Raw genomic sequence first — 20,049 nt, 5'->3', positions numbered from 1 at the left:
ATGCGATTTGCCAGTAAAATTTTCATTCGGCAGCAAAAGTTCGTGGAACGCGCGCCCGACATCTGCGTTTCTCTTCTGAAAGGCCGGCGCGCCCAAAATCGATGCTCGAAAGAGCGGAGACGCGGAGCGCCGCGCCTTTCAAGTTTTCAGCGAGAGGCGGAAGGCTGGGCCGTCATGCGCAATTTGGTTTTGTATGTATTGATGTTGTTCCTGTTCGCGGCAAGCGTTGCAAGCGCCACGACGATTCTCTCTCGACCGTCGCTCAGCGACGACGATTTTTGCTTTGGATATGCGATCTGCGAATAGTCAGGCCGAACGTTTCTGACGCGCGAGTTCACGCAAGCGCGCGACGCTACGCGTCAGCGAGCCTGCTTCAACGCCGATAAACGCTTCTATTCGCCCGCACATCGCGTCGGCGGTCTGATGGATGCGCTGTTTGAAAGGCGCGACCAGTCTGGCCGCCCAGGCGCGAATCTCGAGGACAAGCGAATAGATCTGACGGAAGCGGTCCATCTGCATCAGCTTGTCCCGGCAGATGTCGAAAAGAAACGACATGCAGCCGAGCGCCAGCGTTTTAGCGAGAAGGATCGCGATAAGCCCCGTGAACACATGTCCATGCGCGATCAACTCAAAACCAACCAGCTTGGCCGGAAGAATCACGAACACTGGCGCGATAAATATCGCCAATGTTTTTACGGGCGTCAGCGTCTCAACGAAGTCCTTGAACCGCTGTTCGTAGCGTTCAAGCCCAAGCGCGCGTCCAAGATCGTGCAGCCATTCGCTGAAATGATCCCACAGCCAGGTTTCGACCAGAAAGAGGACGGCGAGCGTGAACCAGAACGCATCCCTCAGGCGCCGTTTCCAATCTTCCATAAGTTCTTCCTCTCACATGCGGCGGGCGCGTAGCGCCAGCGCGCGGCGTGAAACACGACGGCCGACTTAGACCAGCTCAAATGTGAATGGCGCGTTTGGCGACGGCGAAGGCCGCCTCGCGCATCGCCTCCGAGAGCGTCGGATGGGCGTGGCAGGTGCGCGCGAGATCTTCCGCCGAGCCGGAAAATTCCATCAACACAGCAGCTTCAGCGATCAATTCGCCGGCCGCGGCGCCAACAATATGGACGCCGAGCACCCGGTCGGTCGCGGCGTCGGCGATGATCTTCACGAAACCGTCGGTCGCGCGCATCGCGCGCGCGCGGCCATTGGCGGTAAAAGGAAATTTACCGGTCGCGACCTCGATCCCTCGGGATTTGGCTTCTTCCTCGGTCATGCCGACGGCCGCGACTTCCGGCATCGTGTAGACGACGCTGGGAATGACGCCGTAATTCACATGCCCCGCCTGTCCGGCGAGGATTTCGGCGACGGCGATGCCTTCGTCCTCAGCCTTATGGGCGAGCATCGGTCCGCGCACGACGTCGCCGATGGCGTAGACTCCCGGAGCATTGGTCGCGAAGCCTTCGTCGATGACGATGCGCCCGCGCTCCAGGGCGACGCCGGCGTCCTCGAGTCCGAGGCCCTGCGTGAATGGGATGCGGCCCGTCGCGATGAGCACGGCGTCCGCCTCGATCGTGTCGGACGTCGCGCCGTCGACCGACGAATAGGAGACGACAGCGCGCTCGGCCTTGCCGGTTCGCTCGCGCCGCACGCCTGTCACCTTGGAGGCGAGGCGGAAATCGAAGCCCTGCTTTTCGAGGATCTTCTGAAAGCGCGCGGCGATCTCGAGATCAAAGCCCGGGAGAATGCGTTCGAGATATTCGATCGCAATCACTTCCGTTCCCAGCCGGCGCCAGACCGATCCAAGCTCGAGTCCGATGACGCCCGCGCCGACGACGACCAGCCGCTTCGGGGTTTTCGCCAGGGCCAAGGCGCCGGTCGACGAAAGGATCAGCTTTTCGTCGACCGCAATCTCCGCGCCGGAGGCGTCGCGCAGCGGCGCGACAGCCGAGCCGGTGGCGAGAACAATGTTCTTCGTTTCGAGCGTTTGAACGGCGCCGTCGGGGCCGACGACCTCGACTCGCCCGGCGCCTTTCAGCCGGCCAACCCCGCGAAACGACTCGATCTTGTGCTTTCTAAACAGGAACGCGACGCCATTGACGTTCGCGCCGACAGTGTCGTCCTTGTGCTTCATCATCGCCGCAAGATCGAGACGCGGCGGATCGACCATGACGCCGAGCGGCGCCAATCCATGCGCCGCCTCTTCGAACATATGCGACGCGTGAAGCAGCGCCTTCGACGGAATGCAGCCGACATTGAGGCATGTCCCGCCGAACGTCGAATCCTTCTCGACGACGGCCGTCTTCAATCCAAGTTGCGCCGCGCGGATCGCGCAAACGTAACCGCCTGGACCGGATCCGATCACGATAAGATCGTAGGTCATGTCATCCGCAACTCAAAAATGGCGCCGCTTCCAAGATCCGTTTCTCAGATGAACGCATCCGAGATGAATTTTGGCTAAACGCCGCTCTCGGAAATCAGGCGGCGGCCCAGACGTAGATGAGCGTTGCGACGAGCCCGAGCGCAGTTTGACCGAGCTCCAGACGCCCCCAAAGGTTGATGACCTTGCGCGCCTCATGCGCCGCGTCGGCCTCGATCAGCGCCAGGATGCGGTTGTTGAGCGGCACGATGGCGAGATAGGTATAGGGCCAGCTCGCGATGGCGAGCAGGGCGCCGAAAAGCCATCTGACGTCATCGAGCTCGCGATAGGCGATGAAGCCGAAGAGGGCGGCAAGCGCGGCAAAACTTGCGAGCACGATGAAGCCGCGGTGATCGGAGGGCTCCCACTCCTTGATCAGCGCGTCGTCAGTGAGCGCAAGCCGCGCCGGCTGTTCGACATAGTTGACATAGAGCGAAGCGCCGGTGAAAGCGCCAGCCGTCGCGAGCGCAAGCGAACCAATAATCATTGAAGCGTCCTTTGGCGGTCGGCGCATAATTTGGCGTTCCTGGCGAATCGACCCCGACCGCCGACCCGCCGCCGTTATTCTTTAAGCTGACTCGATCGCTTCCTCGTCGCAGACGACGCGGGAGCTGCTCTCGGCTTCAGCGGCGACGTCGATTTTCACCGCCTTCACCGCATCCTGCTCTTTTCGGCGATCGGTGAAATGGTCGAAGAACACCCTCATGGCGCGATCGACGCCATAGGGATTGATGCGTCTCGTATCCTCCCGATAGAACATCGGCACGTTCGGAGAAACCGTGGCGAGATCATAGGACGGGAGATAGGCGATGTTCGGCCTTGCCCGGACCACCTCGTCGGCGGCGGCGCGCAGAATCGCCTTGACGGCGCAGTTCGATTCGATGACGTGCCGGTCTTCGTAGGTCGCGATAATGCCGACCGGCGACACGCTCAGCACGATGCGAACCTTGGGATTGACCTCGCGAATGCGGTCGACGGCGGCCATGAAGTCGCGCACGACTTCGCTGACGGTCATATTGTAGAACTCGTAGAGGCTCGGATCCCAGGCGCCGCCGGCGACGCCCGGCGCGAGCTGCAGGATTGCGCCATCCGGCTTGTGGCGCCAGGTCTCGGTGTGGCCGAATGTGAAAACGAAGACGTCCATCGTCTCGAACATGTGGCGGACCGCGGCGAGATGCCGCTCGCGATCGGCGCGCATCTCGTCAATAGTGGCGTATCCGTCCGGTTCGATGCGCGGCCGGAACGGATCGACGAAGCGGCCGTCTTCCGGACGGTTCCAGTGATCGAGTTGCGGCGTGAAGCGTCCATAGGCGCGTTCGATCAATTGCAGCAGCTGCGCGGTCGTGTAGAGATTGCCGTAGCGGCAGGAATACATTGAGTAGTTGCGGCGCAGAGCCTCATCGGCGGACATGCCGGCCGGCGGCTGCTCGGCGAGATAATAATGGAATCCGCTCGCCTGCAGGCGCATGGCGATCTCCTGCGCGAAGCAGCTGCCGCCTGTGGCGACCTTGTCCTGCGGCGAAATCTTGAAAGGCGTGCGAATGATCGGATCGAGCGCGAAGGGCGGCAGCGACGTCACCGCCTTGCGCCAAAAGCGATGGTCGGGTAGGGAGCTATAGGGGTTCTCCGCCATGGTCGCACTCCTTTCTGATCCGGCCGATGGTCGCGGATCGAGCTTTTCCCGCGTCGTTCGCGAGCCGCCTTCTGGCGTCGCAACATAGACGGCGCCCGCCCGCTTGTCACCCGGCGGCGCCGCTGAGAACGCCCGCGCCGTCGCCAATCCATGAAAGACCGCATGTTAACGCAGGTTGACAGACAGATTCTAAAATCCTGGCGGCAATACGCCATCGAGCCGAGGATCGCGAAATTCACCGGCCGCGTCATGCGCAACACCGGGCCGCGGATCGCCATCATCGGCAACTGCCAGAGTTTCGGCGTCGCCTATGCGATGAAAGTGCTCGATCCGAGCGCGACGGTCGATCATTACTCGATGATCGCCCGCGCCCGCTCGACGATGGGACTCTTCGCCAAGACGCTGGAGACCTACGACTACGTCTTCTCGCACGACTTTCTTGACGGCCATGTGCGCGGCGGCGGATCGGAGGAATTGTGCAAGCGCCTGCCGAAGACGATGATCTTTCCTGCGATCACCTTCGCGGCCTTTCATCCCGATCTCGTCTATATTCACGATCTGTCGCGCATGCACGGTTTCGTTTGCGGGCCGATCGGTCCCTACCATTCGGCGATCGCGCTTTTTGCCTATCGCAAGGGCCTGTCGGTCGAGATGGCGAATGCGCTCTTCAACGAGAACGTCTTTGACGCGCTCGGCTATTTCGACATGTGGAACGACGCGTCGCGCGAACTGCTCGATGTGACGCGCGACAGATATGGCCTCGATCTTTCGGCCGAGCTGATGAACTGGTCGCGCCGCGGCGTCTTCATGTACAGCACCGTGCATCCGATGAGCTTTGTGCTGTTCGATCTTTCCAAGAAGCTTTTCGAGACGGTCGGACTGAAGCCGCGGACAGTGAATTTCAACTATTACGCCATTCATGATCTCGCGCGCAGCGAGATCTTCCCGATCTATCCGCCGATCGCCAAGCGATATGGCGCGCAGGGCGGCTATATGTTCAAGCTGCAGAATCACCATATATCGACCACGGTGGGCGACTTCCTGACGCTGCCGCAGTACATCGCGTCCTGCTACAAGATCTACAGCGGACATGATCCATCGCAGCTTAGCAATCCGCGCGTTGACGCCTGGCTCGCCGACGAGGCCACGAGCGGATTGCTGATGAGATTGGCGCGGGAGAATTTCGTCGCGGGCCTCATGCCGACCCTGTGAGCGCGCTTATTTCCAGCGTGTGTCGAATTTCGACAGGTTGAACGGCGGCTTATAGGGATGCAGCGGATTTTCGCCGCTGAAGGGCGTCACCACGGTGAGAATGCGCTCGCGATGTTTCAAGGGCGGGAAGCCTGAAGGGTCCAGCGCGCCGGTGAAGCCGATAAGATGCGCCGGATCGACATTGAGCTTGAACGCCGGCGGCGGGCGCATCCAGCTCTGCGCGGCCACATCCATATAGGCCGTCTTCAACATATGGTTGAGGCCCCACTGTGTCGGCACGAAGCAGGATTTGGCCGAATCCGACATGTCCCAATAATAGGTGTCGGGCCGCAATTCGAGCGTTGCGTCGCCTTCGAAAATCGCAATTGAACCTTCGTGCATGAGATGCCGCACTTCGGCAAATCCCGCGAAGGGGTCGACGAGATGGTAGTAGACGCCAAGACAAATGATGATGTCGAAGGTTTCGTTAAGCTTCGAGGCTTCGTAGATCGAAACGCTCTGATTGATTTCGACGTTGGACTTTAAAAGCTTCTTGGCGAGGCGCAGCCCGGCGCCGCTCGCCCAGTTTTGGCTCACGTCGTCGGTGGCGACAACGCGCTTGGCGCCCCGCCGCTCGGCGTAAAAGCTCCAGAAACCGTCCCAGCAGCCGATTTCAAGCACGCTCTTGCCGGCGAAATCGATCTTGTCGAGCTCGTTCTCGATGAAGCGCCAGATGCGGCGGTGATCGTCGGCTTGCGACACGCTGAGGGCGCGCAGCCCGTCTCCGAAATCGAACTCATGATACCAATGAATGGCGTCAATTTCTTTTTGCAGCGCTTCGCGCGAGGCTGCGTCCTGCACGTCCATCGAATGTCCCTTGGATAATTGCGTCAGGCGCGCGAAAGCGTCCACTCCGATCGCGCGGCGAGGGCGCGGAGTTTGCCTTTATTCCGCGCTCCATGCAAGGTGAGGACGCGCCGTCCCGACGCCGTCGAGACTCTCCATGTCCGTCGCGAAGGCGCGAATGCGCGGCGCGATCTCGTCGCGAAAGCGCGAGCCGTTGAAGACGCCGTAATGGCCGACGCCTTTCTGCACATAATGGCGCTTCCGGGCGGCAGGAATGTTGGCGCAGAGATCCAGCGCGGCTTCGGTCTGGCCGACGCCGGAAATGTCGTCCTTTTCACCCTCGACGGCAAAGAGCGCGGTGCGGCTGATCGCTTTGAGGTCGATGAGATTGCCTCGGTGGCGCAGCAGGCCGAGCGGCACCTGGTGGCGGACGAACACGCGATCGACGGTTTGAAGATAGAATTCCGCGGTCAGATCCATCACCGCGAGATATTCGTCGTAAAAATCGCGGTGTCTTTCGGCGGAGTCGCCGTCCCCCTCGACGAGATGGTTGAACATTTCGAGATGCGCCGAGATATGGCGCTCGAAATTCATCGACATGAAGCCGGAGAGCTGCAGAAAGCCCGGATAGACTCGGCGTCCCATGCCCGCGTGCGGAAACGGCACGGTGTGGATGCAATGGCTGCGGAACCAATCCATGCCGCGCTGCTGCGCCAGCTTGTTGACGGCCGTCGGATTCACCCTTGTGTCGATGGGGCCGCCGATCAGCACCATGGATTCCGGAACGTCAGGATCGTTGTCCGCCTCCATCGCGGCGATCGCGCAGATGAGCGGCACTGAGGCCTGACAGACGCCAAGCGTATGCAAGGGCGTTTGGGTCGCGTCCAATGCGAGGAAGCGCATGATTTCGCTGAGATAATCGATGTAATCGTCGAGATCGAAGGAGCCGTCGACGAGCGGCACCGTGCGCGCGTCGCTCCAATCCGTGACGTAGACGTCGTGGGTTGGCAAAAACGCCTCGACCGTGCCGCGCAGCAGCGTCGCGTAGTGGCCGGACATCGGCGCGACAATCAGCAATTTCGACTGTCGGGGCGCCGGACCAGTAAACAGCCGCTTGAAATGCAGCAGGCCGCAAAAGGGGCGGCTCCAGACAACCTCCTCGACGATCTCGACCTCGGCGCCGTCGACAACCGTCGTGTCCAAGCCGAATAGCGGTTTCCCGTAACGGCGAGTCATGCGCTCGAACAGCTCCGCCGAGGCGGCGACGTTGCGGCCGAATGACGTATGATGCAGCGGATTGAGCGGATTCTTCATCGCGTGCAACATCGCGTCCGTCGCCGCCCGCGCCGGCGCGAAAGCCAAGTGCAACATTTCGTACAGCTGGTAAGACATACGGTCCATCTTTACGCTTCTCCCCGCCACCCCCGTCGCAGCCGCCGCGCTGCGGTTTCATGTTGCACTGCACAATCAAACTTATAACACATTCAAGATGGGCTAAGTTAGAAATCTGGCGAGCAGAGCTGTGGCGCCACGGACCTGAAAATTTGCAGTTCTGTCATATTCTCGCAGTCAAGGCCCCGACTGCAAGCGAAAACCAGAGCGTGGCGGTTGAAATCCGATAGAGCGCCAAAGCGCGGCGAATATCCGCCGCATTGGCCTCGCGCCTGCCGTCGCCAAGACTCGCGCCGTCCACCGCTTCAGCACCGCCGTAGGAGCGTGGCCCGCCGAGCTTTAGGCCGAGAGCCCCCGCAGCCGCGGCTTCGGGCCAGCCGGCGTTGGGGGAGGCGTGATGCGGCGCATCGCGCCAGGCCGCCGTCAGCGCTTTGGCCGGGGAGGCGCCCCTCATCGCCAAGGCGCCGATCGCCAGCAGGCCCGCAGCCGCGCGTGCGGGGAGGACATTCATCACATCGTCGCAGCGGGCCGCAGCCCAGCCGAAGGCGAGATAGCGCGGCGACGTGTGGCCGATCATGCTGTCGGCGGTGTTGACGATCTTATAAGCCAGCGCGCCCGGCAGGCCGAAGACCGCGAGCCAGAGCGCCGGCGCGACGACGCCATCGGAGAAATTTTCGGCGAGGCTCTCGATGGCGGCGCGGGCGACGCCGGACGCGTCGAGCGCCGATACGTCGCGGCCGACGATTTTCGAGACCGCGGCCCGGCCGTCATCGACCGAGATCGCCAGACCCTCGGCGACCGCGGCGACATGCGCATGAAGGCTGCGCTGGGCCAGAAGGCTGGACGCAACTAGAGCGAGCGCGATCCAACCGAGTGGAAGCGCGAGCGCGGCGCGTTCGATCAGCGCGCCGCTCCCAACAGCGATGACAAGAAGCGCGGCGAGAGCGAGGGCGCCTTTCAGCCGCCGCAGCGGAACGGGATCGTTCTCACGGTTAAGGCCCCGGTCGAGCGCGGCGATCAGCGCGCCCATCCATGTCACCGGATGGCCGATCCTGCGAAAAAGCGCATCCGGATAGCCGGCGCCCGCCTCGATGGCGAGCGCCAGAAGCGCAACGCCGAAATTCACCGTCCAAAAAGCGCGGTGATCGAGGCCTTGGCGAGCGCATTCTGATTAATGGTGAAGCCCGCGATGGCGGTGCGGCCATGAGCGGCGTCGCCGAGCGTTTCAGTCTTGAGCGCATAGACGGTGAAAACGTAGCGGTGCGGCTTGCCCGGCGGCGGGCAGGGGCCGCCATAGGCCTTGTCGCCGAAGTCCGTCTCCAAATGATGCGCGCCGGGTGGCAGGTTTTTCCCCGAAGCGTCGCCGGCGCCCCGCTTCAGACCCCGAACGTCGGCCGGAATATCGACGACGAGCCAGTGCCAGAAGCCGGCGCCGCCCGTCGGCGCATCCGGGTCATGAACGGCGACGGCGAAGCTCTTGGTGCCAGGAGGCGGGTCGCTCCAATTGAGCTCCGGCGAGACGTTCTCACCGGTGCAGCTCATGGAATCATAGACATGCTTCATATCGACCGTCTTGCCTTCGGCGATGTCGGGGCTTGTGAGTTCGAACGCGTGGGCGCCGCTCGAATCGGCGGCGGCCAGCGCGATAAGGCCGAGAAAGGATGAAACGCTGCGCAACATGTAAGCGTGCTCCTCAAATCTGGAAATCGCCGCATCTTTAGCGGATCGGCGCGCCGGTGTCGCGCGCCCGCGCTTCGCGGTAAAGAGGGCGCATGAGCGATGCGGGAAGTGGGCGTCCTTTGCGCCGCGGCTGGACGACGGGCGCCTGCGCGACCGCGGCGGCGCGCGCCGCCTTCGAGGCGCTGATGACGAATGCGCCGCCTCCCGATCCGGTCGAGATCGCGTTGCCGTCGGGAAAGCGCGTCGCCTTCGCGCTCGCGACCTTCGAACGCGGCGAGGATTTCGCCCGCGCCGGCGTGGTCAAGGACGCCGGCGACGATCCGGACGTCACCCACGGCGCCCTGATATGCGTGCAAGTGCGCCGGGGCGCTGAGGGCGCGGGCGTGCGATTTTTCGCGGGCGAGGGCGTCGGCGTAGTGACGCGTCCGGGGCTTCCGCTGGCGCCCGGCGAGCCGGCGATCAATCCGGTGCCCCGTAAGATGATGGTTGAGACGATCATCGAGGCGAGCGCGAAGATCGGCGTCGGCGCGGACGCCGACATCGAAATTTCGATCCCCGGCGGCGAGGAGTTGGCCAAGCATACGCTGAATGGGCGCCTCGGCATCGTTGGCGGACTTTCCATTCTCGGCACGACCGGAATTGTGACGCCGTTTTCCTGCGCCGCCTGGATCGACAGCATCCATCGCGGCGTCGATGTCGCGCGCGCCAGCGGCCTGACGCATGTCGCCGGCACGACGGGCTCGACCTCCGAGGCGGCGGTGAAGCGGCTGTATGATCTGCCGGAGACGGCGCTCATCGAAATGGGCGATTTCGTTGGCGGGCTGTTGAAATATCTTCGCACGCATTGCGTCGCGCGCGTGACGATCGGCGGCGGCTTCGCCAAAATGACCAAGCTCGCGCAAGGACGGCTCGATCTTCATTCGGGGCGCTCGAGCGTTGATTTTGCGCGGCTTGCCCAAACCGCGCGAGAGGTGGGCGCAGGCGAAGAGATTGCGGCGCTCATCGCCAACGCCAATAGCGCGCTCGAAGCCTTGCAGGTCGCGCGGAGCGCCGGGGTCGATCTTCCAGCGCCGATCGCGCGCGATGCATGGAGAACCGCCGCGCGGGCGCTCGATACGGCGGAGAGCGAATTGGAGATCATCATATTCGATCGCGAAGGGGCTCTGCTCGCCCGCACGCCGCTCCAAAGAGCCCAGACATGAGCGAAAATCCGTATCTCACCCTTGTGCTCGGCGGCGCGCGCTCCGGCAAAAGCGCTTATGCGGAAAGTCTCATCGTCACGCATCCGTCGCCCTGGACCTATATTGCGACGGCGGACATTCTCGATGAGGAAATGCGCGCGCGCGTCGACGCGCATCGCGCAAGACGCGGCGCGGAATGGCGCACGGTCGAAGCGGCGCATGCGCTCGTCGAAGCGATTCGCGAGGCGCCAGTCGATGGACCGCTGCTGATCGACTGTCTCACGCTCTGGCTGAGCAATCGGCTGCTCGGCGGCGCCGATCTTTCGCGCGATCGCGCCGCGCTTGTTCATGCGTTGTCGTTCCGCTCGGCGCCGACCGTCGCCGTTTCGTCCGAGGTTGGCTTATCGATCGTGCCGGACAACGCGCTGGCGCGTTCTTTTCGGGATGCGGCCGGCGAATTGCATCAGGCTGTCTCACGGATTGCGGGAATGGTCGCGCTTGTCGTCGCGGGCAATCCGCTGATCGTGAAGGGTCATCGGGGCGTCTGATTTTTGGGTTCTGCGCAGATTGAGTCTTGGGCGCATAATGAATTGGGGCGCGTAATTTGAAGGAGAAAGTTCATGTGCAACAGTTTGCTCAAATCAAAAATCCTTGTCGCTGTCGCCATCGCGGCCCTATTTGCGATCGAAGCCGCGTCGGGCGCCGAGCGCCTGCCGGCTTACGGCGCAAATCTGTCCGAGACTTCCGTGTCAGGGCTTTCATCGGGCGCGGCGATGGCCTTGCAATTCCATGTGGCGCATTCCGGCGTTGTCAAAGGCGCGGGGATCATCGCCGGCGTGCCCTACGACTGCGCGGAGCAGAGCTCTAATCGCGCGACCGGCAATTGCATGAAGCCGGACGCCGCGCATCCTGTCCCGGATCCGGCGCATCTCAAGGACATCACCGACTCGCTCGCGCGCTCCGGGGCCATAGACGACGTCGCCAATTTGAACGATGCGGGCGTCTGGCTGTTTTCCGGCCGCAAGGACGGTGTGGTGCTTTCCGTCGTGATGGATGCGGCGCGCGACTATTACGCGTTTTATGTGCCGCCGGATCGCATCGTCTATCGAAACGATATCGGCGCGGGCCACGCCATGGTGACTGAGGATTACGGAGACAAGGACTGCGCCGCGACCAAGGCTCCGTTCATCGTCGATTGCGATTTTGACGCCGCGAAAGCCTTGCTCGAACAGATTTACGGTCCGCTCAATCCGCCGAGCGCGCAGCCTTCGGGAAAATATGTCGAGTTCGATCAGAAGGAATTTCTGCCCGACGGCAATCCCTACAATCACAGTTTAAGCGATGTCGGCTACGCCTATGTGCCGCATGCCTGCGCCTTGGAGACGTGCCGCGTGCATGTCGCGCTGCATGGCTGCAAACAGCAGGCCGCCCAAATCGGCGACGCATTCTATAAGAACGCCGGCTACAATCGTTGGGCGGATACGAACCACATTATCGTTGTGTATCCGCAAACCATTAGCCGCTGGGGCTGGGGCTGGCCGTTCTACACGTTGAATTTCGTGTGGAACCCTAACGCCTGCTGGGACTGGTGGGGCTATGACAACGCCGAGCACCACACCAAGAAAGGTCCGCAGATCGCCGCCATTCGCGCAATCGTGGATCGACTGACGACGAAGCCTTGATCGTGGCGCCGCTCAGTTGCCGCTCCGAAACGCAAGCTTCCATAAGCAGTCCTCATGCTGAGGAGCCGCGAAGCGGCGTCTCGAAGCGCGAGGACTGCTTGCGGAGGCTGCTCTCCTAAGCCATCTCTCTCGCTAGCCGCCCGCCGCGTTCAGCCCCGTCTCCAGATCGGCGATGATGTCGTCGATATGTTCAATGCCGATCGAGAGGCGCACATAACCGGGCGTGACGCCGCTCGCGAGCTGCGCCTCCTCGGCGAGCTGCGAATGCGTCGTCGTCGCCGGATGGATGGCGAGGCTGCGCGCGTCGCCGATATTGGCGACGTGATAGAACATTTCCAGCGCGTCGATAAATCTGCGGCCGGCGTCAAGACCGCCCTTCAGCTCGAAGCCGAGCAGCGCGCCATAGCCGCCCTTCAGATAGGCGTCGGCGCGCCGGCGCATCTCGCCTGTCTGCTGCGAAGGATGAATGACCCGCGTCACTTCGCTGCGCTTACTCAAGAAGTCGACGACCTTCTGCGCGTTCTGCACATGACGCTCCATGCGCAGCGTCACCGTCTCGACGCCCTGCAGCGTGAGAAAAGCGTTGAATGGCGAAGGCGCGGGACCGAGATCGCGCAACAGCGTCGCGCGCGCCTTGATGATGTAGGCGACCGGCCCGATCGGCTTGACCGCCTCAACCCAGACGGCGCCGTGATAGCTCGGATCTGGCGTATTCAGCGCCGGCTGACGCTGCGGGAATTTCTCCCAGTTGAAATTCCCGGAGTCGATGATGGCGCCGCCGATCGACGTGCCGTGGCCGCCAAGATATTTCGTGGTCGAGTAAACGACGATCGCTGCGCCATGATCGATCGGCCGGCAGAGGATTGGCGCCGCGGTGTTGTCCATGATCAGCGGAACGCCGAGTTCCCGGCCGATCGCCGCCACTTCGGCGATCGGAAACACGATGAGTTTCGGATTGGGCAGAGTCTCGGCGTAATAGGCGCGCGTGCGCGCGTCGGTGGCGCGGCGGAAATTCTCGGGATCCGCCGGATCGACGAAGCGCACCTCGAGCCCCTGATCCTTCAGCGTATTGGCGAAGAGGTTCCAGGTGCCGCCGTAAAGATCGGTGGACGAGACGACATTGTCGCCGACGCGCGCGAGATTCTGAATCGAGAGCGCCGACGCCGCTTGTCCCGAAGCCAGCGCCAGGGCCGCCACGCCGCCCTCCAGCGCCGCGAGCCGGGCCTCCAATACGCCGGTCGTCGGGTTGCCGATGCGCGTATAGATGTGGCCGAGCTCTTTGAGGGCAAAAAGATTGGCGGCGTGCTCGGTGTCGTGAAACTGATAGGAGGTCGTCTGATAGATCGGAACGGCGACGGCGCCGTTGGTCTCATCAGCGCGCCAGCCGGCGTGGAGCGCAATCGTTTCGGCGTGCTTGCTGTCGACGGCCATCATTTTCCTCCTAAAGCAGGTTCCGAAAAAGTTGATAGACATTTTCGAAGTGAACCGGCTCCAACATTTTGATTTTGAGCGATTCCTAATCCCATCACATGACTCCATGTGATCGGGGAGCGCTGTGGCGTAAGCGCAAGCTGAATACGGCAAAGCGTTTGCGAGCGCTACATGGCGCGCCATTGCCATTGCTAGTTTTGTTCCCTCCTCCATTTACCCGCGGGGCGAATATTGCGCGTTGGCGCCCCGCCAGGGAGTTCGACATGAAGACAAGAATCGCCATTATCGGAAGCCTTGCCCTCGCCTTTCTGGCGCCTGCGGCGTTGGCCGAGGAGGAGCCGCAGGGGCAATCGTCGCAACAACAGTCAGATCAGCAGTCACCGCCGCAGCAACAGGAGCAGGGCGTGACGTCGGGGCCGGCCGCCGGCACGCCTGTTGAGCCTTCGGGATCGGTGCAAAAGGACAATCCCAAAGCGGAGGACGTCAACCCAACCGGCGTTTCCGGCCCGAGTGGAACCTCCGCGGGCGCGCCGGCCGTGGAGGGCAAGAAAGGAACGCAGAGCGGCCAGGAATGGGCCCCGCCCGAAGAGATCAGGCGTAAGAAGGGGCCAACCTCATAGCGTCAGTTCGAGCTGCGATCAGCGGCAGGAAAAACACGGATCGGGAATCGCCGTATTGTGAATCGATCGGCGGCTTCGGCGACGTATGGGCGACTGATCTCAGCGTCGTCAGAGTCGCCGATCGCCTTTCCACATGAACGCGAATCAAACATGCGAATCCAAGCTTGGCGTTATTCCTTGAGTCGAGGAACTCCCCGACTATAATCCGCCCCGGCCATAAATGAGCGCAACCCCGCGACTCGGGCCCAATCCAAAGGGGGATTCGCCATATGAAAAAACTACTGCTGTTGACGGCGGCAATCGCTGCGGGCGCAATGTTCGGCGCGCCGGTCCGCGCCGAAGATCAAAGCGAAGCGCCCGCTGCGGCGAGCGCAGCGCCCGCTGCGGTGAGCGCAGCGCCAGCCGAAACGGCGGCGCCCAGCGCGCCCGCCGAAACGAGCCCGCCGGCCGCCGAGAGCAAGCCCGTCATTCCCCCCGATTCGGAGTGGGTGCACCCCACCAAGTGACTTTCTTCGCTAAGTGACTTTCTTCGCTGCATTTCCCGACTCTCGGGAAATGCAGCGGCTCGCCTCAGCATTCCGCCAGGACATCTGTGTCGTCTTTGAATGCGCGCGCGGCGCAGGCGAGCGCGAAGGCATATTCCAGCGCCGTGTCTTCAAGCGCTTCGAAACGGCCAGAGGCGCCGGCGTGGCCCGCGCCCATATGGGTGAACAGCAGCACAGGTCCGCCGCCGCTCATCGTCGCGCGAAGCTTCGCGACCCATTTGAGCGGCTCCCAATAGGTGACCCGAGGATCGGTCACGCCGGCGACGGCGAGAATCGGCGGATAGTGGTGCGCGCGCACATTGTCGTAAGGCGAATAGGACGCGAGGCGATCATAGGCTTCGGCGCTGGCGATCGGGTTGCCCCATTCCAGCCATTCGGGCGGCGTCAGCGGAAGATCGTCGCGCAGCATCGTATTCAGCGTGTCGACGAAAGGCACGCTGGCGATGATGCCGGCGAACAGCTCCGGCGCCTCGTTGGCGACAGCGCCCATCAGCAGACCGCCCGCCGATCCTCCCTGCGCAACGACGCCGCCTTCGCGCGTGTAGCCGGCCGAAACCAGATGCCGCGCGCAATCGATGAAGTCCAAGAAGCTGTTTTGCTTCTTCTCGAGCTTGCCGTCTTCATACCAGCGCCAGCCCTTGTCCGTTCCGCCGCGAATATGGGCGCGCGCATAGACAAAGCCTCGATCGACGAGCGATAGCGCGTCTTCGTTAAAGCTTGCCGAGAGCGCGTAGCCATAGGCGCCATAGCCGTAGAGCAGCAGCGGCGCGCCGTCTCCGCCGGGCGTGAAGTCGGCGCGATGCAGGAGCGTGATCGGCACGCTTTCGCCGTCGCGCGCCGTCGCGAACAGGCGCCGCGTCACATAGTTCTTTGGATCGTGGCCGGAGGGAATTTCCTGGCGCTTGCGCAGGACGCGCGTGCGCGCAGTCATGTCGTAGTCATAAGTCTCGTCTGGCGTCGTCATCGACGAATAGACGAAGCGCAATATGTCGGTGTCGAATTCAAGCCCCGGATCAATCGACAGCGCATAGGCGTCCTCCTCGAAGTGAATCGCATGTTCCTCGCCGCTGGCGAGCGCGCGGATGACGAGCTTCGGCAAGGAGTTTTCCCGAAGCAGCCAGACAAGATGGCGCGCATAAACGGTGAAGGAGTCGATCAAGACGCCGTGGCGATGATGCACGACGTCCTTCCAGTTTTCGCGGCCCGGATCGGCGATCGGCGCGACGGAAATGCGGAAATCATCGGCGCCGTCGGCGTTGTTGCGGATGTAGAGAAGGTCGCCATGCGGCTCGACGTCGTAGCGCAGTCGCGGTTCGCGCGGCGCGACAATGCGCGGCGTCGGATTGTCTTCGCGAAGGTCGATCAGCCAGCATTCCGTCGCGTCATGGCCGTGGATGGACACAATGGCGAAACGCCTGCAGCGGCTTTCATGCAGGCTGACGAACCAGGCGCTGTCCAATTCCTCGATGATCAGCGCGTCGTCGGCGGGATCGGCGCCCACCTCGTGCCGAAAAACCTGCGCGGTGCGATGGTTCTCGTCGATCAGCACATAGTAGTAGGCTTTTGAATTGGCCTGCCAGACAATGGCGCCGTCGCTGTCGCTCACAATGTCGGCGCGGTCGCGGCCATCGCTCAACGCCCTGGTGCGGATGTCGTAAAGTTCCGAACCCGCGTCGTCGACGCTCCAGGCGAGTTGCGCGTGATCGGGCGCATGCGCCGCGTCGCCGATGTCGAAGAAGTCGTGGCCCTTGGCGAGCGCATCGCCGTCGAGGAGCACGGTTTCGGCGCCGCCTTCCCGCGGCGTCCGGCAGTAGAGCGGATGTTCCGCGCCCTCAAGGAAGCGTTCGTAATAGGCGTAAGGCCCGTCGGGCTCGGGAACTTCGCTGTCATCCTCCTTGATGCGGCCGCGCATTTCGGCCACCAGCGCCTTTCGCAAATTGTTGAGCGGCGCCATGACGCGATCGCAGTAAACGTTTTCCGCCTTGATCAACTCGGCGATGTCGGCGGGAAGAGCGTCGGGATCGCGCAGCACCTCGCGCCAGTTTTTCGCAGCGCACCAGTCATAAGGATCATCGAGCACGCGGCCATGGATGACTCTGCGCGTGTGGCGTTGCGCGGCGACGGGCGGCGGCGCGCCTGCAAGTTCGAATCGCCAATCCGATAATTTCGCCGCCGTGTCGCGGGCCATGGCATCCTCCGCCGATTGTCGTCAGAGGCTTTTATCACCGCATGACGCGCCGCGCAGCGATCTCTCTGGCAGCGATCTCTCGGCGGACGGGATCGAAGCAATTTGTAAATCAATCGCGCCTTAGCCTTGCCGCTAATGACCTGTCCGCTTTTGGATAAGGAGCGATTCATGCGTTACTCCCACGCTGCGCTCAGTCCGGTTTCCGTCGGCGAGCGAAAGATCTCCCGCCCTAATGTCTTTCCCGTGCGCCGCGCGTCCATGCTGCGCCGGCTCGCATGGAAGATCATCTATTCGAGCTTCATCGCCGGCGTCGCGATCTACGTGTGGTGGCGGCGATAGGCGGCATTTCCACGCTGCTGCGCTGCATCAAGACAAACTGTCATAAATCGCCTAAGCTAGAGGTGCGGCCGACGCGGACGCGCGCTCGCGCGTGATGGAGTCGCGCCGCAATCTGGATCAACATGCGGCGTTGCGGCGCGCCTCGAAGCAAAGAAGAAATTTAAAATGTTCACCAATATGAAAAGCATCGCCGCTGGCGTCATTTGCGCCAGCCTCTCCTTAGGCGCCGCCGCGCTCGCCGAGCCGAAGGCGCCTGACGCGCCGACCGCCTGGGCGCCGCCCGCCGAGATCGCGCCAAAGAGCGCCGCGCCTGCAGATGCGCCCGCGCCAAGCGCCGAAGCGCCTGCCGCCGCTGCGCAACCTGCGAGCGCCGCTACGCAGCCTGCGAGCGCCGCTCCGGCCAGGACGCATGCGGAGAGGGAAAAAGACTGCCGCGCGCAAGCCGACGCCAAAGGGCTTCACGGCAAAGACCGCAAACACTTCAAGACCGACTGTCTGAAGGGATGATAGGCCCGCCGGCCGCCTCGCGCGGCCGGCGACGCTAGAGCGATTCCTTATCGATCACATGGAATCATGTGATCGATAAGGAATCGCTCTAAATAAAAGCGTTGGAGCAGGTTCTCATCGAAAAAGTCTGTCAACTTTTTCGGAGCCTGCTTTAGTAGACGCGGTCGATGCAGAAATCGACGACTTCGAGCAGCGCGCTCTTCCAGGGCGATGCCGGAAAAATCTCCATCGCGTCGCGTGCGATGGCGCCGTAATGCGTCGCGCGCTCGATCGTGTCGTCGAGCGCCTTGTGCTTCTTCATCAGACCGCAGGCGGTCTCGACGTCGCCGTCCTTGATCTCGGCCTGTTCCAGCGTGCGCCGCCAGAACTCGCGTTCTTTCTCATTGCCGCGACGGAAGGCGAGCACCACGGGGAGCGTGATCTTGCCCTCGCGGAAGTCGTCGCCAATGTTCTTGCCGAGCTTGGCCGAGGAGCCGCCGTAATCGAGCGCGTCGTCGATGAGCTGGAAAGCGATGCCGAGATTCATGCCGTAGCTGCGCGCGGCGGCTTCATCGGCCTTCGGCTTGCCGCCGAGCATCACCCCGACTTCGGCCGCGGCGGCGAAAAGCTCGGCCGTCTTGCGGCGGATGACGCCCATATAGGCGTCCTCGGTCGTGGTCGTATCCTTCGCGGCGTTGAGCTGCATAATCTCGCCTTCGGCGATCACCGCCGCCGCCTGCGAAACGACGGTGAGCGGCGCGATGACGCCTGGCTCGACCATCATCTTGAAGGCGTGGCCGAGCAGGAAGTCGCCGACGAGCACGCAGGTCTGATTGCCCCACAGCATGCGGGCGGCGATCTTGCCGCGGCGCATGTCGCTTTCGTCGACGACGTCGTCGTGGAGCAGCGTCGCCGTATGCATGAATTCAATGCCCGCGGCGAATTTCAAATGCCCGTCGCCCCTGTAGCCGCACATGCCGGCGGTGGCGAGAACGAGCATCGGCCGCAGACGCTTGCCGCCGGCGGAGATGAGATGATTGGCGACCTCGGGAATCGTCGTGACGTCGGAGCCCATGCGCTGAATGATCAGCTGATTGGTGCGCTCCAGGTCGGGCTTGATGAGTTCGAGGAGGCTGTCGAGGCCGGCGTCCTTTTTCTCATCGAGCGGAATGACGATACCCACGGACCCCCCTTAAGCCTTGCGCTTTGTCGCGGGAACTTACGGCTTTGGGATGGAGGCGGCAAGTCGCGGCAAGTCTCGCGGCGGAGGCGGAGCGCAACCACCCCCCCCTTGAAGGGGAGGGTGGGACAGCCCCTCCCTGTCCCTCCCCCGCTTCGCGGGAGAGGGGACGCTAACGAGCGGCGCCGCGTGGCATTGAATGGCGTGAACGCAGCGTTGAAGCGCGAAGCCGGCGCTGATAAGGCAGCGTCGCGATTGATGAAGTTCCGAGTCTTGCTCCCTCTCCCGCGAAGCGGGGGGCTGGGGAGGGGGCCGGGCGCGACGCTCTTGCCCACCGCACCGCATCATGTGAGATTTCACGCTCCTATGAAAGACGCGAGTTTGGATGGCTTTCTCGACGGGCGCCTGCGCCTGCGACAAAGCGCCGCCGGCCACCGCTCCGGCACGGAGGCCGAGCTGCTCGCCGCCGCGACGCCGCAACATCAGCAGGGGCTCATTCTCGACGTCGGCGCCGGGTCGGGCGCGGTCGGACTGATGGCGGCGCTGCGCGCGCCTGGCGCGACCGTCGGACTTGTGGAGATCGACCCCGAGTCTTGCGCGCTCGCGCGTGAAAACATCGCCGCAAATGCGCTGGGCGCAAGGGCGACAGTTTACGAAGCCGACATTCTCGCCGCGAAATCGCGCCGCGCCGCGGGATTGATCGACGAAAAGGCGGCGCTCGTTCTCACCAATCCGCCGTTTCACGACGCCGGCAAGGTGCGCGTCACGCCCGACGCCGCCAAGGCGCGCGCCCATGTCGCCAGCGCGCCGCTGATCGATTGGGTCCGGGCCTGTCTCGCGCTGCTCGCGCCTAGCGGAACCTTCGTGATGATTCATCGCGCCGACGCGCTCGCGGAATGTCTCGCGGCCGTCGAGGGCAGAATAGGGGGCGTGTCGATCCAGCCGATCCACACGCGAACTGATGCGCCGGCGACGCGCATTCTTCTCGCCGGCGTTAAGGGCTCGAAAGCGCCGCTGTCGATATTGAAGGCGATTGTGGTCTGATGGCCTGTAAAGGCCTTACGGGCTGAGTGGCGCCTAAAAGCTTCCTCGTCCTTCGAGACGCGAGCTTCGCTCGCTCCTCAGGATGAGGAAGCGGGGCCCCGTCCTACGCCGCGCGTTGCGACGCCGCGGGCGGGCTTGAGAGCTGCGGCTCCCAGTAATTGCCCTTGTCGAACATGTGCCGCGCCTGCGCATATTGGAACA

20 protein-coding genes are annotated in these 20,049 nt (G+C 62.9%); 9 read left to right on the top strand and 11 right to left on the bottom strand.

All coding sequences use genetic code 11. The features are described 5' to 3' along the window. Positions 1 to 306 precede the first annotated feature (306 nt). From ACR65W_RS02335 to ACR65W_RS02320, 4 genes are all read right to left on the bottom strand, one after another. Complete coding sequence (locus ACR65W_RS02335; protein WP_434500102.1) at positions 307 to 873, bottom strand: hypothetical protein; 567 nt, start codon at positions 871 to 873, stop codon at positions 307 to 309. 76 nt (positions 874 to 949) lie between these two features. Then, the gene (gene lpdA, locus ACR65W_RS02330) at positions 950 to 2,374 is read right to left on the bottom strand and encodes a dihydrolipoyl dehydrogenase (protein WP_434500103.1); all 1,425 of its coding nucleotides are present in this window, start codon (positions 2,372 to 2,374) and stop codon (positions 950 to 952) included. A gap of 94 nt (positions 2,375 to 2,468) precedes the next feature. Then, complete coding sequence (locus ACR65W_RS02325; RefSeq protein WP_424374894.1) at positions 2,469 to 2,897, bottom strand: DUF1772 domain-containing protein; 429 nt, start codon at positions 2,895 to 2,897, stop codon at positions 2,469 to 2,471. A gap of 81 nt (positions 2,898 to 2,978) precedes the next feature. Further along, positions 2,979 to 4,043, bottom strand: a complete 1,065-nt coding sequence (locus tag ACR65W_RS02320) for a GSCFA domain-containing protein (protein WP_434500104.1) — start codon at positions 4,041 to 4,043, stop codon at positions 2,979 to 2,981. Positions 4,044 to 4,205: 162 nt separating this feature from the next. On the opposite strand from ACR65W_RS02320, the gene ACR65W_RS02315 reads away from it, so the two are divergent. Then, positions 4,206 to 5,255, top strand: coding sequence for a WcbI family polysaccharide biosynthesis putative acetyltransferase (locus tag ACR65W_RS02315; RefSeq protein WP_434500105.1), 1,050 nt, complete (start codon positions 4,206 to 4,208; stop codon positions 5,253 to 5,255). A 6-nt stretch (positions 5,256 to 5,261) separates the two neighbouring features. Here the strand turns inward: ACR65W_RS02315 and ACR65W_RS02310 are convergent, their stop codons facing one another. From ACR65W_RS02310 to ACR65W_RS02295, 4 genes are all read right to left on the bottom strand, one after another. Next, positions 5,262 to 6,101, bottom strand: a complete 840-nt coding sequence (locus ACR65W_RS02310) for a class I SAM-dependent methyltransferase (protein ID WP_434502243.1) — start codon at positions 6,099 to 6,101, stop codon at positions 5,262 to 5,264. Between the two features lie 78 nt (positions 6,102 to 6,179). Next, on the bottom strand, positions 6,180 to 7,481 hold the full coding sequence (locus ACR65W_RS02305; RefSeq protein ID WP_434500107.1) for a polyhydroxyalkanoate depolymerase: 1,302 nt from the start codon (positions 7,479 to 7,481) through the stop codon (positions 6,180 to 6,182). Between the two features lie 154 nt (positions 7,482 to 7,635). Next, positions 7,636 to 8,598, bottom strand: a complete 963-nt coding sequence (gene cbiB, locus ACR65W_RS02300; RefSeq protein ID WP_434500108.1) for an adenosylcobinamide-phosphate synthase CbiB — start codon at positions 8,596 to 8,598, stop codon at positions 7,636 to 7,638. Continuing rightward, the gene (locus tag ACR65W_RS02295) at positions 8,595 to 9,152 is read right to left on the bottom strand and encodes a YbhB/YbcL family Raf kinase inhibitor-like protein (RefSeq protein WP_434500109.1); all 558 of its coding nucleotides are present in this window, start codon (positions 9,150 to 9,152) and stop codon (positions 8,595 to 8,597) included. The genes cbiB and ACR65W_RS02295 overlap by 4 nt, the downstream gene beginning before the upstream one ends. A 92-nt stretch (positions 9,153 to 9,244) precedes the next feature. Between ACR65W_RS02295 and ACR65W_RS02290 the strand changes: the two genes are divergently transcribed. From ACR65W_RS02290 to ACR65W_RS02280, 3 genes are all read left to right on the top strand, one after another. Further along, positions 9,245 to 10,354 carry a cobalt-precorrin-5B (C(1))-methyltransferase gene (locus tag ACR65W_RS02290; RefSeq protein WP_434500110.1) on the top strand — a complete coding sequence of 370 codons (1,110 nt, stop codon included), beginning with the start codon at positions 9,245 to 9,247 and terminating at the stop codon, positions 10,352 to 10,354. Then, entirely contained in the window at positions 10,351 to 10,881 is a 531-nt protein-coding gene (gene cobU / locus ACR65W_RS02285; protein WP_434500111.1) for a bifunctional adenosylcobinamide kinase/adenosylcobinamide-phosphate guanylyltransferase, read from the top strand. The genes ACR65W_RS02290 and cobU overlap by 4 nt, the downstream gene beginning before the upstream one ends. Before the next feature lie 72 nt (positions 10,882 to 10,953). Beyond that, on the top strand, positions 10,954 to 12,015 hold the full coding sequence (locus ACR65W_RS02280; protein ID WP_434500112.1) for an extracellular catalytic domain type 2 short-chain-length polyhydroxyalkanoate depolymerase: 1,062 nt from the start codon (positions 10,954 to 10,956) through the stop codon (positions 12,013 to 12,015). Positions 12,016 to 12,147: 132 nt separating this feature from the next. Here the strand turns inward: ACR65W_RS02280 and ACR65W_RS02275 are convergent, their stop codons facing one another. Then, entirely contained in the window at positions 12,148 to 13,446 is a 1,299-nt protein-coding gene (locus tag ACR65W_RS02275) for an O-acetylhomoserine aminocarboxypropyltransferase/cysteine synthase family protein (protein WP_434500123.1), read from the bottom strand. A gap of 263 nt (positions 13,447 to 13,709) precedes the next feature. Here ACR65W_RS02275 and ACR65W_RS02270 point away from each other — a divergent pair, with 263 nt between their 5' ends. Together ACR65W_RS02270 and ACR65W_RS02265 are read left to right on the top strand one after the other, a co-directional pair. Beyond that, positions 13,710 to 14,066: a hypothetical protein gene (locus tag ACR65W_RS02270; RefSeq protein WP_434500113.1), complete on the top strand. Its 357-nt coding sequence runs from the start codon at positions 13,710 to 13,712 to the stop codon at positions 14,064 to 14,066. Between the two features lie 269 nt (positions 14,067 to 14,335). Then, positions 14,336 to 14,572 (top strand): hypothetical protein, encoded by a 237-nt coding sequence (locus ACR65W_RS02265; RefSeq protein WP_434500114.1) that lies wholly within the window; start codon positions 14,336 to 14,338, stop codon positions 14,570 to 14,572. Positions 14,573 to 14,636: 64 nt separating this feature from the next. Here ACR65W_RS02265 and ACR65W_RS02260 read toward each other — a convergent pair whose 3' ends face one another. Further along, positions 14,637 to 16,799 (bottom strand): S9 family peptidase, encoded by a 2,163-nt coding sequence (locus ACR65W_RS02260; protein ID WP_434500116.1) that lies wholly within the window; start codon positions 16,797 to 16,799, stop codon positions 14,637 to 14,639. Positions 16,800 to 16,967: 168 nt separating this feature from the next. On the opposite strand from ACR65W_RS02260, the gene ACR65W_RS02255 reads away from it, so the two are divergent. Both ACR65W_RS02255 and ACR65W_RS02250 read left to right on the top strand, forming a co-directional pair. Continuing rightward, a complete protein-coding gene (locus ACR65W_RS02255) occupies positions 16,968 to 17,138 on the top strand; it encodes a hypothetical protein (protein WP_434500117.1) in 171 nt (56 codons plus the stop codon). A 165-nt stretch (positions 17,139 to 17,303) separates the two neighbouring features. Further along, positions 17,304 to 17,645 (top strand): PsiF family protein, encoded by a 342-nt coding sequence (locus ACR65W_RS02250; protein ID WP_434500118.1) that lies wholly within the window; start codon positions 17,304 to 17,306, stop codon positions 17,643 to 17,645. 151 nt (positions 17,646 to 17,796) lie between these two features. Here the strand turns inward: ACR65W_RS02250 and ACR65W_RS02245 are convergent, their stop codons facing one another. Then, positions 17,797 to 18,807, bottom strand: coding sequence for a polyprenyl synthetase family protein (locus ACR65W_RS02245; RefSeq protein ID WP_014892474.1), 1,011 nt, complete (start codon positions 18,805 to 18,807; stop codon positions 17,797 to 17,799). 363 nt (positions 18,808 to 19,170) lie between these two features. Between ACR65W_RS02245 and ACR65W_RS02240 the strand changes: the two genes are divergently transcribed. Continuing rightward, on the top strand, positions 19,171 to 19,848 hold the full coding sequence (locus ACR65W_RS02240) for a tRNA1(Val) (adenine(37)-N6)-methyltransferase (RefSeq protein ID WP_434500119.1): 678 nt from the start codon (positions 19,171 to 19,173) through the stop codon (positions 19,846 to 19,848). Positions 19,849 to 20,049 lie beyond the last annotated feature (201 nt).

The sequence above is a fragment of the Methylocystis sp. genome, assembly GCF_051062815.1.
Taxonomy (GTDB): domain Bacteria; phylum Pseudomonadota; class Alphaproteobacteria; order Rhizobiales; family Beijerinckiaceae; genus Methylocystis.
Note: the sequence above shows the minus strand (reverse complement) of the source record. Positions and strands in the feature narration are given on the sequence as shown.

Excerpts from the sequence above, each read along its gene's own strand:
- ACR65W_RS02250 (WP_434500118.1), top strand. The coding sequence starts at position 17,304 with ATGTTCACCAATATGAAAAGCATCGCCGCTGGCGTCATTTGCGCCAGC.
- ACR65W_RS02275 (WP_434500123.1), bottom strand. The coding sequence starts at position 13,446 with ATGGCCGTCGACAGCAAGCACGCCGAAACGATTGCGCTCCACGCCGGC.
- lpdA (WP_434500103.1), bottom strand. The coding sequence starts at position 2,374 with ATGACCTACGATCTTATCGTGATCGGATCCGGTCCAGGCGGTTACGTT.
- ACR65W_RS02315 (WP_434500105.1), top strand. The coding sequence starts at position 4,206 with ATGTTAACGCAGGTTGACAGACAGATTCTAAAATCCTGGCGGCAATAC.
- ACR65W_RS02280 (WP_434500112.1), top strand. The coding sequence starts at position 10,954 with ATGTGCAACAGTTTGCTCAAATCAAAAATCCTTGTCGCTGTCGCCATC.
- ACR65W_RS02260 (WP_434500116.1), bottom strand. The coding sequence starts at position 16,799 with ATGGCCCGCGACACGGCGGCGAAATTATCGGATTGGCGATTCGAACTT.
- ACR65W_RS02270 (WP_434500113.1), top strand. The coding sequence starts at position 13,710 with ATGAAGACAAGAATCGCCATTATCGGAAGCCTTGCCCTCGCCTTTCTG.
- ACR65W_RS02320 (WP_434500104.1), bottom strand. The coding sequence starts at position 4,043 with ATGGCGGAGAACCCCTATAGCTCCCTACCCGACCATCGCTTTTGGCGC.
- ACR65W_RS02295 (WP_434500109.1), bottom strand. The coding sequence starts at position 9,152 with ATGTTGCGCAGCGTTTCATCCTTTCTCGGCCTTATCGCGCTGGCCGCC.
- ACR65W_RS02255 (WP_434500117.1), top strand. The coding sequence starts at position 16,968 with ATGCGTTACTCCCACGCTGCGCTCAGTCCGGTTTCCGTCGGCGAGCGA.
- ACR65W_RS02240 (WP_434500119.1), top strand. The coding sequence starts at position 19,171 with ATGAAAGACGCGAGTTTGGATGGCTTTCTCGACGGGCGCCTGCGCCTG.
- ACR65W_RS02290 (WP_434500110.1), top strand. The coding sequence starts at position 9,245 with ATGAGCGATGCGGGAAGTGGGCGTCCTTTGCGCCGCGGCTGGACGACG.
- ACR65W_RS02310 (WP_434502243.1), bottom strand. The coding sequence starts at position 6,101 with ATGGACGTGCAGGACGCAGCCTCGCGCGAAGCGCTGCAAAAAGAAATT.
- ACR65W_RS02265 (WP_434500114.1), top strand. The coding sequence starts at position 14,336 with ATGAAAAAACTACTGCTGTTGACGGCGGCAATCGCTGCGGGCGCAATG.
- ACR65W_RS02305 (WP_434500107.1), bottom strand. The coding sequence starts at position 7,481 with ATGGACCGTATGTCTTACCAGCTGTACGAAATGTTGCACTTGGCTTTC.
- ACR65W_RS02335 (WP_434500102.1), bottom strand. The coding sequence starts at position 873 with ATGGAAGATTGGAAACGGCGCCTGAGGGATGCGTTCTGGTTCACGCTC.
- cobU (WP_434500111.1), top strand. The coding sequence starts at position 10,351 with ATGAGCGAAAATCCGTATCTCACCCTTGTGCTCGGCGGCGCGCGCTCC.
- ACR65W_RS02325 (WP_424374894.1), bottom strand. The coding sequence starts at position 2,897 with ATGATTATTGGTTCGCTTGCGCTCGCGACGGCTGGCGCTTTCACCGGC.